A 14,098-nucleotide genomic window follows, 5' to 3' on the forward strand; every position below is an offset into this window, starting at 1 on the left:
GGGGGAGATCGAGACCCACATGCCACGTTCAGCGGTATTTCCCCATCTATAACTAGTATTGGCCGATGGGGAGACTGCCAGAATAGCCCGCGATTATAACGCGTTAATGCGCGCTGCCAAGCCCTGTCTGGGGCCGAATTGACCCCCTTGGGGGGGCAGCGACCCGCGCAGCGGTGGAGCGTGGGGGCCTTATTGCCGCCGCTCGGCAAGTGCTTTTGCGCAAGCAAATGCACTTGCCCAGGCCCACTGGAAGTTGTAACCGCCCAGCCAGCCCGTCACATCGACCACTTCGCCAATGAAAAACAGGCCCGGTTGGTGGCTTTCCAGGGTCTGGCTGGACAGCACCTTGGTGTCCACGCCGCCGGCCGTTACCTCGGCCTTGCGGTAGCCCTCGGTGCCGGTGGGCGTGAGTTCCCAGCGGCTCAGGTGCTCGGCCAGGGCGTTCAGGGCCTTGTCGCTGGCCTCGTTGACCGGGCGCTGCCAGTCGTGGCCCCAGGTTTTGCCTTGCTCCACCCAGGTATCGGCCAGGCGGCTGGGCACCAGGCCGGCCAGCTCGTTGGCAATGCGCTTGCGCGAGGTAGTCTTGGCTTCGCTCAGGTGCTTCGACAAGTCGGTGCCGGGCGCCAGGTTCAGGCGAATCGGCGTGCCTTCGGCCCAGTAGCTCGAGATTTGCAGCACACCCGGGCCACTGAGGCCCCGGTGGGTGAACAGCAGGTCCTCGCGAAAGGCCATGCTGGCCTTCTTGGCCCCGGTGGCAATGTCCACCGGCAGCGATAGGCCTGAGAGCTGGGCAAACGGGGCCCAGGCGGCTTCGTCAAAGGTCAGCGGTACCAGCGCAGGGCGGGGCGCGACCACAGGCAGGTCGAACTGCTTGGCCACGCGGTAGCCAAAGTCGGTGGCGCCGATTTTGGGAATGGACAGGCCACCCGTGGCGATAACGACTGCGCCGCAGTGGATGGTCCCGCGGTCGCTCTCAATTTCATAGCTGCTGGCGCATGCGCCATGTGGGCTAGAGGCCAAAAACCTTATATTTTTAACACTGCAGGGCTGCCAGCGCTCCACGCCGCCGCCGGCGCATTCGGCCAGCAGCATGTCGATCAGGTCTTCGGCCGAACGGTCGCAAAACAGCTGGCCCTTGTGCTTTTCGTGGAAGGCGATGTTGTGCTTCTTCACCAGCGCAATGAAGTCGGCTGGTGTGTAACGCGACAGCGCCGATTTGGCAAAGCGCGGGTTCTCACTCAGGAAGTTGGCGGCGGTGACATCTACATTGGTGAAGTTGCTGCGCCCGCCACCCGAGATACGGATTTTTTCGGCCACCTTCTCGCTGTGGTCGATCACCAGCACCTTGAGGCCCAACTGGCCCGCCACCCCGGCGCAAAACAAGCCGGCAGCCCCGGCACCCACGATCACCACGTCAAAACTGTGCATAGGCCGCAGTGTAGAGGAGCAGTCTTGTACGCCCCAGTCGCAGCGCGCCGGTGCCCGCAGTTCGGCGCGATTTTGCGACCAGCAGGGCGCCATGAGCGCCGGGCTGTGGGCACCGGCGCGCTGCGACCTAGCCGGAGAAGAGCGGACTCAGTGGGTCGCGACCCCGTCAGGCGTGCTGCCGGTTCCGGTCTGCCAAATCAATCGCCTTGCGCGACAGCCCGTCAATCTCGGTGCTGATGCCCGAGAGCACCGTGGCCACCACGGCAAATTCGCGCCCTTGCTGGCCCGCGCGTGCGGCCATCACCTGGGCGTTGAAGCTCACCACCTTGGCTTCGCGGGCGATGGTGTGGATGTCGGAAACGATGCCGGTGAGCTCCTTGAACAGCAGATCGGCCTTGGCCTTGGTTACGGCGTCGAACACATTGGTCGCCGCGTTCAGTGCTTCGAGCACGGAGTCGGTGGTGTCCACAATGGCTTCGAGCACCGGCTGTATACGTGGCGACTGCCGAGCGATGTGGTCCAGCGCGCTGCGCATCAGCTCCATAAAAGCCTGGATCGTGGCGTTCACGCCCTGCGGGCCTTCGTACACCGCGTGCAGGCGTGCAGCGCTGGGCGTGTCGTAGTGCGACATGGTGCCCAGAAGCCGTGCATGGCTGTCGCAAAACAGCTGGAAGGTGGTGCGTGCCGCACTGAGCTGGCGTGCATCACCGCCGGCGGCCAGCAGGGTTTGCATGACGACACGTTGCGACAGCATGCGCTGGCGTGCGGCAAGGTTCAGGTCGGAAATGGGGGGTGTCGCGGCCGCTACGGCGAGCCTGGCCAAGGGCTGCGTCTGCAGGGACGTGCGAGGGGGAGAGGGGTTCTGGACGGGGGTAGGCATGAACATGGTGAACTCCTTTCGCGGTGGAGTCACACCATGCAAAAACGATGCCGTTATGCCGCCTTGCTGTGACTCGTTTGCACGGCGGCTTGCAGACCCAGCACCACATCGCCCACCACGATCACGCTGGGGCTGGCCAGGTGCTCGCGGCGGATGGTGGCTTGCAGGGCCTGCAGGGTGCATGCCGCGTGGCGCTGCGTGGGCAGGCTCGCGTTCTGGATGATGGCCACCGGCGTGTCGGCGGGCAGGCCTTGCAGCAGGCCGGCTTCAATGTCGGCCGCACCACTCACGCCCATGTAGATCACCAGTGTGAGCTTGGCCTGCTTGGCCGCAGTGGCCAGGGCGGGCCAGTCGGTGCCCTTGTCGCCGGGCTTGGCGTGGCCGGTGACAAACACCACACCATGTGCATGCTCGCGGTGTGTAAGCGGTACGTTGAGCGAGGTGACGGCGGCCAGGCCGGCGGTGATGCCGTTGATGACCGAGACGCGAATGCCCGCGGCTTGCAGGTGCTCCACCTCTTCGCCACCGCGGCCAAAGATGAAGGGGTCGCCACCCTTGAGGCGCACCACGTTCTCGCCCTCTTGGGCGGCGGTGATCATGAGGCGTTCGATGAAGGACTGTGGTGTGGACTTGCAGCCACCGCGCTTGCCCACATGCACCACGCGGGCAGCCGGGTTGGCGTGCGCCACGATGGCGTCGTTCACCAGGTCATCCACCAGCAGCACGGTGGCCTGCTGGATGGCCTTGAGCGCCTTGAGTGTGAGCAACTCCGGGTCGCCCGGGCCGGCGCCGACCAAGGTGACGTGGCCGCTGCTAAGGGTGCTGGAAAGATCGTGTGTCATAGGCTGCGGTGCAGTTGCAAAATGTGCGCCACCTGGTGGGCAATGGGGGCTGGAACGGCCTGGCTGCCGGCCAGCACAGACCCAATGTAGGCCGCGGTGCTGGCAGCGTCAATGGCGCTGGGGAGTTCGGGCAGTTCGGTCAGCGAGCCGGCCTGGTAGGCCTGCAGGTCGGTGGCCTGGCCGCGCAGAAAGGCTTGCATCTTGGGCGTGCGGCGCGGATCGGCCACCGACTCGCCTTCGGTGCCGCGGATCAGCAAGGCGTTGGCCTGCATCAGCGCAAAGGTGTCGGCCATGGAGATGGCGTACTCGGGGTGGGTGTAGCTGCTCACAAGGAGGGCGGGGCCGTTCACCGGGTTCATGAGCTTGACCAGGCTGTGCGCCGGGTTGCGCAGATTGACCACACGGCGCACGTCCAGCAGGCGCTGCAGGCCGGGGCTGAGCAGGGCCGTGGGCGCAAAGGCCACGCTGCCAGGTGCTATGGATTTGATAGCTTCTTGCGCAGGTATATCGAGGGCTTCGAGCACTTTTGACACAAAAACACGGCGGTCCTCGGTGGCCGCGCCGTGGATCAGCACGGGCAGGCCCTCGCGCGCCAGCAGCAAGGCCAGCAGCGGCGTGAGCAGGGGCAGCTTGCGCGCACCGTTGTAGCTGGGAATCACCACCGTGGGCAGGGTGCTGGCGGGCAGCAAGGCCATGCGGCGGCGGGTGGCATCCAGAAAGCCGGCCATCTCTTCGGCCGTCTCGCCCTTGATGCGCATGGCCAGGCAGAAGGCGCCGACCTCCAGGTCGGTCACGCTGCCGTCCAGCACCTGGCCGAACAGATCGTCCGCCTGTTCGCGGGTGAGTGCACGGGCGCCGTCTTTGCCGCGCCCGATTTCCTTGATGTAGTTGCCAATAGCCATGGGGCGATTGTCTTTGATGCCAGATAACTTTCGGCTATGTGCTTATGCACCTGCCGCAGCCGGCGCCATGCTGGCACGCACCATGCGCTGCAACTGGGGCACACACGAGCCGCAATTGGTGCCGCATTTGAGCGTGCTTTGCAGCGTGGCCAGGCGGTCTGCCGCAAAGCCGGTGCATTCGGCCAGCGTGGCGTCGATAGCGGTGTCGGTCACGTTGAAGCAGCTGCACACGACCTTGCCGCGCGACTGCACGGGCAGGGGCGGTGTGGCACCGGGCGCCAGCAGGGCGCGGCCGTAGTTTTGTGCGGGCTGCTCGTCCTGCAGCAGCGTGGTCATCCAGCTCTGCGCGCGGGTGTCACCGGCCAGCAAAAAGCCTTCCAGCGTGGCGTTGGCCGTGCCGCGTTGCAGGCGCACGGCACGGCGCTGGCCGCGTTTTTTGTCGGCGTAACGCACCACATCGGCGCCGCCCAGTTGCAGCAGTGCTTCGATCTCCTGCAGCAGTGCGTCGGGTGCGGCTTCCATGTCGGCCGCGCGGAACAACACACCGCTGCGGCCATGGTCGTCGGCGGTGGCGTTGCCAAAGGGCACACAACTGGCGTAGGCAAAACGCTCCATCAGCGCCTGCAGCTGGCCGCGCACCGCCAGCACGGTGTCGTCGGGCAGCCAGGCAATGGCCAGCAGGGTCCAGGGCATATCGGCCTTGAGCACCTTGACGGCAGCGTGTTTGAACTCGGGCTGTTTGGAGTCCGGGCAATAGGCCGAGGTGGTGAGCGCGTTGACACCCGCCAGGCGGGTGCCGGTGGCGCTCACGCCGCTCAAGAATTCCTCACCCCAGTGCATGGCCATGAAGACCTGGCTCAGGCCCACCTCGGGGCTGGCCTGCACCGGGACCAGGATGGAGCCACGCTTGCTGGTCACGTGCACCAGGTCGTTCTCGGCGATCAGGCGGCGCGCCATGTCCTGCGGGTGCATTTGCAACACGGGCTCGCGCACATGGCCAAACAGGCGGCCCAAGGTGCCGGTGCGGCTCATGCCGTGCCACTGGTCTCGCAGGCGGCCGGTGGTCAACGAAAACGGGTAGCGTGCCTCGCGCGGCTCGGCCACCGCTTTGTAGGCCACGTTGGCAAAACGGGCGCGGCCATCCGGGGTGGGGAACACGCCGTCTTCGTACAGGCGCACTTTGCCGGTGCTGGCGCCCGCGGGCATGGGCCATTGCAGGGGCGTGGCTTCCAGCTGGGCGTAGTCCATGCCGGTGATGTCCAGGTCGCGGCCGCGGGTGGATTCGCGGTGTTCGTTCCACACCGACTCGGCCGTGGGGTAGGGGAACAGTGTGGGCTGTGCGGGCGTGCGGCCCAGGGCGTGCTCCAAGCGCTGGGCAAAGTCGGTGGCAATGGCCCAGTCGTGCCGTGGTGCGGTGTCGGGTGCTCCAGGCGGCACTACGGCGGCGCGCACACGAGAGATGCGGCGTTCGCTGTTGGTGACCGTGCCTTCTTTTTCGCCCCAGGTGGTGGCGGGTAGCAGCAGGTCAGCGTAACGCGTGGTGGCGGTGGTGGCAAAGGCCTCTTGCACCACCACAAACTCGGCGCGCTCTAAGGCGCGGCGCACGGTGGCCTGGTCGGGCATGCTTTGTGCGGGGTTGGTGCAGGCAATCCACAGCGCTTTGATCTCGCCATCGGCAGCGGCCTGGAACATTTCCACGGCTGTCTTGCCGGGAGTCTCTGGCACGCTGGGCACGCCCCACAACGCGGCCACTTCGGCACGGTGTGCGGGGTTGGCCAGTTCGCGGTGGGCGGAGAGCAGGTTGGCCAGGCCACCCACTTCGCGCCCGCCCATGGCGTTGGGCTGGCCGGTCAGCGAAAACGGGCCGGCGCCGGGCATGCCGATCTGGCCGGTGGCCAGGTGCAGGTTGATGAGGGCCGTGTTTTTGGCAGTGCCGCTGCTGGACTGGTTGAGACCCTGGCAATACAGGCTCAGCGTGGCCGGGCTCTGGGCGAACAGGCGTGCGGCTTCCAGCAGGTCGGCCTTGCTGATGCCGCAGGTCTGCGCCACGGCGTCGGGTGTGTAGTCGCGCACCGTGGCCTTGAGGTCGTCAAACCCCGTGGTGTGCTCGGCGATGAAGGCGGCGTTGGTCCAGCCTTCCCACAGCATGAGGTGCAGCATGCCGTGGAACAGCATGACGTCGGTACCGGGCTGGATTTGCAAAAACAGGTCGGCCAGTTCCACCGTGTCGGTGCGGCGCACGTCGGCCACCACGATCTTCATGCCGGGGTTTTTGCGCTTGGCGTCTTCGATGCGGCGAAACAGGATGGGATGGGCAAACGCGGTGTTGGAGCCGACGATAAAAATCGTCTGCGCGTGGTTCACATCGTCGTAACAGGTGGGCGGGGCGTCGGCGCCCAGTGTTTTTTTGTAACCCGCCACGGCGCTGCTCATGCACAGGCGCGAGTTGGTGTCGATGTTGTTGGTGCCAATCAGGCCCTTGGCGAGTTTGTTGAAGACGTAGTAGTCCTCGGTAAGCAGCTGGCCGCTGACGTAAAAACCCACGGCGTCGGGGCCGTCGTTTTGGATGATGCGGGCGAACTGGTCGGTGGCCAGCGTCAATGCGCTGTCCCAGGACACGGGCTGGGGCACCGCATTGCGCTGCAGGCGCTGCAAGGGCTGGAGCAGGCGGGTTTGCAGCGTGACGGGGGCGCTGGCCGTGTGGTGCAGCGTGGAGCCCTTGGAGCACAGGCGGCCGAAGTTGGCCGGATGGTCCGGGTCCCCGCGCACGCCGGTGATCTGCGCACCCTGGGACTCGATGATGACGCCACAGCCGACACCACAGTACGGGCAGGTAGAGCGCGTTTCGGTCATGGTTGCGGGTCCTCGTAACGGTCAGGCGGCGGCGTTGCGGCGGGCGGGGCCAGCGATGGGGCGCACCAGGTCGGTGGCGTGGCCTTGCAGTTCGGCCGACTTGAGGAACACCTGGCCACCATCGAGCTTGACTTCGAACTTGGGCGTGCAACCTTCGTCCGGCGCGCTGGCCTGGCCATCGCACAGGCCGATGGTCCAGTTGTGCAGCGGGCAGGCCACGCTGGTGCCAAACACAATGCCTTGCGAGAGCGGGCCCCCCTTGTGCGGGCAGCGGTCCAGCAGCGCAAACACTTCGTCCTGCGTGTTGCGGAACACCGCCACGTCCAGACCCTGGGCGCGTTCCACACGGCGCGAGCCCAGCACGGGGATGTCGTCAATCTTGCAGATGAGGGTCCATTCGGTCATTTTGTTCTTCCTAATGCTATTGTTTTAGTAGCTGCTTGCGCATATTTCATAAGCGCTAGAGGCCTATTTTGCTTGTATTTACGCTTTGACAGCCGAGTACAGGCCGGTCACCCGGTCCATCACGGCGAGCAGGTTTTCGCTGCTCACAAACACGTCGGCCATGGGTTTGGGGCGCTGCGCACCTTCTTGCAGCTGCTTGAGCGCCATGTCAAAAAACACCCACTGTGCATCGGCCAGCAGCAACTCGTCTTTGATACGCAGGGTCGCTTCGGGCGCGTTGCGCAGCAGCTCCATGGCGGTGGTGAATTCGCTGCGTGCCTTGCCAATCTCGGCGCTGGCCACAGCGGCGTCCACTGGCAGCGTGGCGGCCAAGTAAAACTTGGCCATGCGCTGGGTCAGCATGCGCTGGCGCCCGGCCACGTTGACCAGTTTGCCCACGGGTTTGGCTAGCGCGGCTTCGTATTGCACCGTGCCTTGGTGGGCCAGGGCCAGCACTTTGGCGTCGAGCTGCAGCAGGGCTGCTGCGCCGTCACGCGCGGGGGCTTTGCCCACCAGCGCGGTTTTGTAGTCGGACCAGGCGGCGTCCAGCTTGGTGTAGGTGGCTTGCACATCGGGCGTGGGGGCAAACCCCTTCAGCTCGGTCAGCTGGCGGTCAAACAGCGCCATGGATTTGTCCAGCACCACCTGGGCGCTGGTTTTTTCCACGTTTTGCAGCAGGGCCAACCAGGCCTTGCCCATGCGTTGGCTCAGCATGCGCTGGCGCCCGGCCTTGTTGATGGCGTCGCTCAAGTCCGCCACCTGGGCGCGGGCGGGCAGGGCCAGGCCCACTGCGCCGGCGGCGGCCACAGACATCAGGGTTCTGCGTTGCATGGCTGCGGCCCTCAGGCTTTGACGGCTTCGAACTGGCGGGTGTCGACCTGCGCGTCCTGGAAGTCAAACCAGGGATCCGGCTCGCCGTCCAGTGCGAACAGCAGTTCTTCGTTCAGGGCCTTGCGGCCTTCGGCGTCTTCGAGGATGCGCTTCTTCACATAGTCCAGGCCCACGCGGCTCACATAGTGCACGGTGCGTTCCAGGTACCAGCCTTCCTTGCGGTAGAGCTGCATGAAGGCGCCGGTGTACTCCAGCACTTCTTCGGTCGTTTTGAGCTTGACGAAGAAATGCGCCACTTCGGTCTTGATACCACCGTTGCCGGCGATGTACATCTCCCAGCCGCTGTCCACGCCAATGATGCCCACGTCCTTGATGCCGGCCTCAGCGCAATTGCGCGGGCAGCCAGAGACGGCGTACTTGACCTTGTGCGGTGCATACATGCGCCAGTGGGCGCGCTCCAGGTCCTTGCCCATCTGGGTGCTGTCCTGGGTGCCCATGCGGCACCACTCAGAGCCCACACAGGTCTTCACCGTGCGCAGGGCCTTGGCGTAGGCGTGGCCGCTGGGCATGCCAATGTCCTTCCACACGCTCACCAGGTCTTCCTTCTTCACGCCCAGCAGGTCGATACGCTGGCCGCCGGTGACCTTGACGGTGGGGATCTTGTACTTGTCCACCGCGTCGGCAATCTTGCGCAGCTCGTTGGCTGTGGTCTCGCCGCCCCACATGCGTGGGATGACGGAGTAGGTGCCGTCCTTCTGGATGTTGGCGTGGCTGCGTTCGTTGATGAAGCGGCTTTGTGGATCGTCCTTGGCTTGTTTGGGCCAGCTGCTGATCAGGTAGTAGTTCAGCGCAGGGCGGCAGCTGGAGCAGCCGTTGGGGGTCTTCCAGCCCATGCCTTGTTGCACCGCGGCAATGGTGAGGTACTTGTTGGCGAAGATGGCATCGCGCACTTCCTGGTGGCTGTGCTCGGTGCAGCTGCACATGGCCTTCTTCTTGGGCGTGGCGGAGTAGTCGCCGCCCGCGGTGAACATGATGATCTGTTCCACCAGCCCGGTGCAGGAACCGCAGGAGGCGCTGGCCTTGGTGTGCTTCTTCACCTCGTCCAGGGTGAACAGGCCTTTTTCCTTGATGGCCTTGCAGATGGTGCCCTTGTTCACGCCGTTGCAGCCGCAGACTTCGTCGCTGTCGGCCATGGCGGCGGCCTTGTTCTGGCCTTGGTGGCCCACGTCACCGATGTTGGAGCCGCTTTCGCCAAACATCAGCTTGTCGCGGATGTCAGCAATGCTGCGGCCGTCGCGCAGCATCTTGAAGTACCAGCTGCCGTCCACGGTGTCGCCGTACATGCAGGCGCCCACCAGTTTGTCGTCCTTGATGACCAGCTTTTTGTAGACGCCGCCAAACGGGTCGCTCATCACGATTTCTTCGGTGCCTTCGCCGCCCTGGAATTCGCCGGCGGAGAACAGGTCGATGCCGGTCACCTTTAGCTTGGTGGAGGTGAGCGAACCCGTGTAGCGGCCAATGCCGTACATGGCCAGGTGGTTGGCCGCCACTTTGGCCTGCTCAAACAGAGGCGCCACCAGACCGTAGGCAATGCCGCGGTGGGCGGCGCACTCGCCCACGCTGTAGATACGGGCGTCGGTCACGGTTTGCATGGTGTCGGTCACCACAATGCCGCGGTCCACATGCAGGCGCATGCTGGCGGCCAGTTCGGTGTTGGGGCGAATGCCCACGGCCATCACCACCAGGTCGGCGGGTACTTCGGTGCCGTCCTTGAACTTGATGCTCTTCACGCGGCCGTCTTCGCCACCCACCAGCTCCTGGGTCTGTGCACCCATGAGGAAGTTCAGGCCACGCTCTTGCAATGATTTTTGCAGCAGACCACCGGCCACGGTGTCCAGCTGGCGTTCCATCAGCGTGGGCATCACGTGCACCACACTCACGGTCATGCCACGCAGCATCAGGCCGTTGGCCGCTTCCAGGCCCAGCAGGCCGCCGCCGATGACGACCGCATGCTTGTACTTGGTGGCCGCGTCGATCATGGCGTTGGTGTCGGCAATGTCGCGGTAGGCGATCACGCCTTGCAGGTCTTTGCCGGGGATGGGCAGGATGAAGGGGTTGGAGCCGGTGCAGATCAGCAGGCGGTCGTACTCGGCCTCAGTACCGTCGGATGCCTTGACGATGCGTTTGACGCGGTCCACTTCCACCACTTTTTTGCCGGCGTGCAGCGTGATGTTGTTCTCCGTGTACCACTCAAACGAGTTCAGCACGATCTCGTCCAGCGTCTGCTCGCCAGCCAGCACCGGGCTCAGCAAGATGCGGTTGTAGTTGGGGTGGGGTTCTGCGCCAAAGACGGTGATGTCGTACAGGTCCGGGGCCACCTTGAGCAATTCCTCAATGGTGCGCACGCCGGCCATGCCGTTGCCAATCATTACCAGTTTCGATTTTTTCATAGTGGCGACTCCAAAGAACGAGACAAACGCGGATGTGGCGGGGCCACATGCCAGAAATAAGGGGGTAGAGGAGATCCGCGCCTTAAGCAAAGGCGCACCAGCAAGCACTGGCCTTGGACAGCCCTGTGCTGCGCGACGTCGTTGTGCGCAGAACCTTGCCGGCTGTCATCTCGTTTGGACGCGTCGTTGCGCCCACCTCAGCTAATGCAAGAGCTGTGCCATATGATCGGCGCCTGGCCACGCAGGCCTGCCGCCCTGGCCTCCTGGTGCGCGAATTGCGTGACCCTGCAGGGCTGACCAGCCCCGTTTTCCCCAGCTACACCTGTTATTTATGACCTCCGCCCTGCTGTGCTCCGCCCGCCAAAAAACCGCCCCCACGCTGGCCGCCGACCTGGCGGCGGCGGGCATTGCGGTGCGGGCCACGGTGGAGGATTGCAGCAAGTTGGTGCAGGCCGTGGTGCTGCACGCACCAGATGTGGTGATCTGCGACCTGCCGTTGCCCACGGTGGCCTGGCTCCAGGCGCTGCAGATGGTGGGGCAGACCGTACCCCGCCCGCTGGTCGTTTTCACCCATGACACGGATGCCGCCCATATCCAGCAGGCCACCGACAGCGGGGTGCACGTCTACGTGGTGCATGGGTATGGCGCCAATCGCCTGCGCCCTCTGGTCCACCTGGCACAGGCCCGGTTTCAGAAAGAGCGGCAGCAGCGCGAGGCCTTTGAGGACATGGCGACCCGGTTTGAGGAGCGCAAGGCGGTGGACCGGGCCAAGGGCATCCTGATGCGGGCCCAGAGCCTGTCGGACGACGACGCCTTCCGCACGCTGCGCTCGGCCGCCATGAATTCCAACCAGCGCATGGGCCAGCTGTCGCAGCACATCATCCAGTCAGCCCACTTTGCCGAGGCGGTCAACCGCTCGGGCCAGTTGCGCATGTTGTCGCAGCGCCTGGTCAAGCTGCACCTGCTGCAAGCCGCGGGGGTACAGCCGGTGCACCATGCGGCGCTGCTGAAAGACTCTTTACTGTGGGTGGATAGCAACTTTGCCCTGTTGCGCAAAAACCTGTCCCAACCCACCTATGGCGACCTGCTGGAGCAGGTGGCCCAGACCTGGGAGCAATTGAAGGCCGTCCTGGCCCAGGGCAGCACCGATGCGGTGGAACAACAGGCCGAGGCGCTGCTGCTGGGGGCCGAGCGCCTGACCACCAACCTGGAAAGCTCGGGCGCCGCCGCACCGCTGCATGTGCTGAACCTGGCCGGGCGCCAGCGCATGTTGTCCCAGCGCTATAGCAAATACGTGCTGCTGGCCCTGGTGGGCGAGGGCGCTGTGGTGGACCTGGCCCAGGCCAGCCTGCGCGTCGTTCAGCGCGAGTTTGAAGAGGCGCTCACGTACCTCAACGGCATTCCCCTGAGCACCCCCGACATCCATGGTGCGCTGGGCGCGGCCGGCGTGGCCTGGTTGCAAATGGTGGCCGCCGCCCAAGACGCACAGCGCCTGGCAGGCAGCCCGCGCAGCGCACGCCTGCAAGAGCTGGCCACTGGCAGTGAGACCTTGCTGGGTCTGTTTGAACAGCTCTCCACCCATTACGAACGCAGCATGCAGATGCTGTTGGGTGAGCCGGAAGACAAGGGTTAACCCGCACAAATTTGGTGCGGTGCGGCATTCCTGGGCACCAAAATTGCTTATCTTGGTGCATGGCATTTGATATTGATATTGGGTTTGCTTCGCAAGCCGGACGCAAGGCGCTGAACGAAGACTTTTGTGCGGCCATGTTGCCCACCCCGGGGCAAGAGGACCACGGCTCCATTGTGGCCATTGCCGATGGTGTGAGTGCCGGGGGCATGGGGCGCGAGGCGGCGCAGACCACGGTCACCAGTTTGGTGCGCGATTACTTTGGTACGCCCGAAACCTGGGATACCACGGTGGCGCTGGACCGCATCATTGCCGCGCAAAACGCCTGGTTGTGTGGCATCAACCGGCGCCGCCAGCCTGCCATGGGCCTGACCACACTCACCGCGCTGGTGCTGCGCGGCCAGTCTTACACGCTGGCCCATGTGGGCGACACACGCTGTTACCTGGTGCGCGACGGCCAGGCCACCCAGCTCACGCAAGACCATGTGGTCAACCACCCCGATTTCAAGCACCAACTGCTGCGTTCTGTGGGCGCCGAAGACCGCTTGGTGGTGGACTACCTGCAAGGCGACCTGCAGGTGGGGGATGTGTTCATTTTGATGACGGATGGTGTGCACGGCGAGGTGTCTGCCCGGCGCCTGCCCGAGTACGCCGCCTTGGCGGACGCCCGTGAGGCCAGCGAGAAACTGGTGGACCAGGCGCTGGCCAAAGGCAGCAACGACAACGTCTCTGCCATCGTGGTGCGTGTGCGCGGCCTGCAGGAGGCCACCCTGGCCGACGCCAACCGCCTGGCGCAGGCGCTACCGATTCCGCCACGCCTGAAGGTGGCCGACGTGCTGGACGGATTCACCGTGACCGCGCCGATCGCGGACAACGGCATCAATGTGCTCTACCAAGTACGTGATCCAGCGACCCAGACCTTGTACGCCCTTAAAACGCTGAACACGGCCCGCGCCCATGACCAGGAAGAACGCGCCATGCTGGCCCACGAGGCCTGGCTGGCGCAGCGCATGCAAAGCTCGCGCGCGGCCGACAACCTGGTGGCTGTGCACGACACACTCCCCACGGGTCGCGAGCGCTCGGCGTTTTATGTGTTGTACGACTGGCATGGCGGCGAGACCCTGCAGCAACTGCTGGACAAACAGCCCCGTGTGGCGCCAGCCGTGGCGCTGGGTTATGCCATGCAGGCCCTGCGCGCGCTGGGCCGCCTGCACCGCCAGGGTGTGGTGCACCGCGACATCAAACCCGCCAACCTGCACCTGGGCGACGACGGTGTGTTGCGTGTGCTGGACCTTGGCGTGGCCCTGAGCGGGCGCGAGCCTGCCGCCATGCGCGCACTACACGCGGGTACGCCCAGTTATGTGAATCCCGAGCAGTGGGGCTTTCGCACCAAGGCGGCCAATGGCAAGGGCGAGGCGGAGGAGGGCGAGGCCCAACTGCCCAATGCACAAAGCGACCTGTTTGCGCTGGGCGTGACGCTGTACCAGCTGCTCACCGGCAAGCTGCCGTATGGCGAGGTGCTGCCCTACCAAGTGGGCCGTTACTACCGCGACCCCACGGCCCCCAGCCGCCACAACCCTGAGGTGCCCATCTGGCTGGACCACGTATTGCAAAAAGCCGTGGCGCGCGACCAGCGCCAGCGCTTTGAGACCGCCGAAGAGTTTTTGCTGGCGCTGGAGCGCGGCGCATCACGCCCGCTCAACGCCCCGCAGGGCACGCCGCTGATGCAGCGTGACCCCAGCTTCGTCTGGAAGCTGGCCACTTTCGTGCTGGGGCTGGTCAATCTCTTGCTGGTGTACTGGCTGCTCTTCCTGCCCAAGTAGGCAGGAAGCGCTTGG

At 64.9% G+C, this 14,098-nt stretch carries 10 protein-coding genes; 2 read left to right on the top strand and 8 right to left on the bottom strand.

Annotated elements, in window-relative coordinates:
* Positions 1-189: 189 nt before the first annotated feature.
* From AC097A_RS07000 to nirB, 8 genes are all read right to left on the bottom strand, one after another.
* Positions 190-1,428 carry a BaiN/RdsA family NAD(P)/FAD-dependent oxidoreductase gene (locus AC097A_RS07000; protein WP_479620285.1) on the bottom strand — a complete coding sequence of 413 codons (1,239 nt, stop codon included), beginning with the start codon at positions 1,426-1,428 and terminating at the stop codon, positions 190-192.
* 166 nt (positions 1,429-1,594) lie between these two features.
* Positions 1,595-2,314, bottom strand: coding sequence for a methyl-accepting chemotaxis protein (locus AC097A_RS07005; RefSeq protein ID WP_479620286.1), 720 nt, complete (start codon positions 2,312-2,314; stop codon positions 1,595-1,597).
* Positions 2,315-2,361: 47 nt separating this feature from the next.
* Positions 2,362-3,150, bottom strand: coding sequence for a uroporphyrinogen-III C-methyltransferase (gene cobA / locus AC097A_RS07010; protein WP_479620287.1), 789 nt, complete (start codon positions 3,148-3,150; stop codon positions 2,362-2,364).
* Positions 3,147-4,052: a DNA-binding protein YbiB gene (gene ybiB / locus AC097A_RS07015; RefSeq protein ID WP_479620288.1), complete on the bottom strand. Its 906-nt coding sequence runs from the start codon at positions 4,050-4,052 to the stop codon at positions 3,147-3,149. Before ybiB ends, cobA begins: the two co-directional genes overlap by 4 nt.
* Before the next feature lie 42 nt (positions 4,053-4,094).
* Positions 4,095-6,905, bottom strand: a complete 2,811-nt coding sequence (locus AC097A_RS07020) for a nitrate reductase (protein WP_479620289.1) — start codon at positions 6,903-6,905, stop codon at positions 4,095-4,097.
* A gap of 21 nt (positions 6,906-6,926) precedes the next feature.
* On the bottom strand, positions 6,927-7,310 hold the full coding sequence (gene nirD / locus AC097A_RS07025) for a nitrite reductase small subunit NirD (protein WP_315495613.1): 384 nt from the start codon (positions 7,308-7,310) through the stop codon (positions 6,927-6,929).
* 78 nt (positions 7,311-7,388) lie between these two features.
* Positions 7,389-8,180 (bottom strand): type IV pili methyl-accepting chemotaxis transducer N-terminal domain-containing protein, encoded by a 792-nt coding sequence (locus AC097A_RS07030; protein ID WP_479620290.1) that lies wholly within the window; start codon positions 8,178-8,180, stop codon positions 7,389-7,391.
* A gap of 11 nt (positions 8,181-8,191) precedes the next feature.
* Positions 8,192-10,630: a nitrite reductase large subunit NirB gene (gene nirB / locus AC097A_RS07035; protein WP_315848547.1), complete on the bottom strand. Its 2,439-nt coding sequence runs from the start codon at positions 10,628-10,630 to the stop codon at positions 8,192-8,194.
* Between the two features lie 331 nt (positions 10,631-10,961).
* Here nirB and AC097A_RS07040 point away from each other — a divergent pair, with 331 nt between their 5' ends.
* Together AC097A_RS07040 and AC097A_RS07045 are read left to right on the top strand one after the other, a co-directional pair.
* Positions 10,962-12,263, top strand: a complete 1,302-nt coding sequence (locus AC097A_RS07040) for a type IV pili methyl-accepting chemotaxis transducer N-terminal domain-containing protein (RefSeq protein WP_479620291.1) — start codon at positions 10,962-10,964, stop codon at positions 12,261-12,263.
* Between the two features lie 59 nt (positions 12,264-12,322).
* On the top strand, positions 12,323-14,083 hold the full coding sequence (locus AC097A_RS07045; RefSeq protein WP_479620292.1) for a bifunctional protein-serine/threonine kinase/phosphatase: 1,761 nt from the start codon (positions 12,323-12,325) through the stop codon (positions 14,081-14,083).
* Positions 14,084-14,098: the final 15 nt, after the last annotated feature.

The sequence above is a fragment of the Rhodoferax sp. XS2R6 genome, from assembly GCF_056521365.1.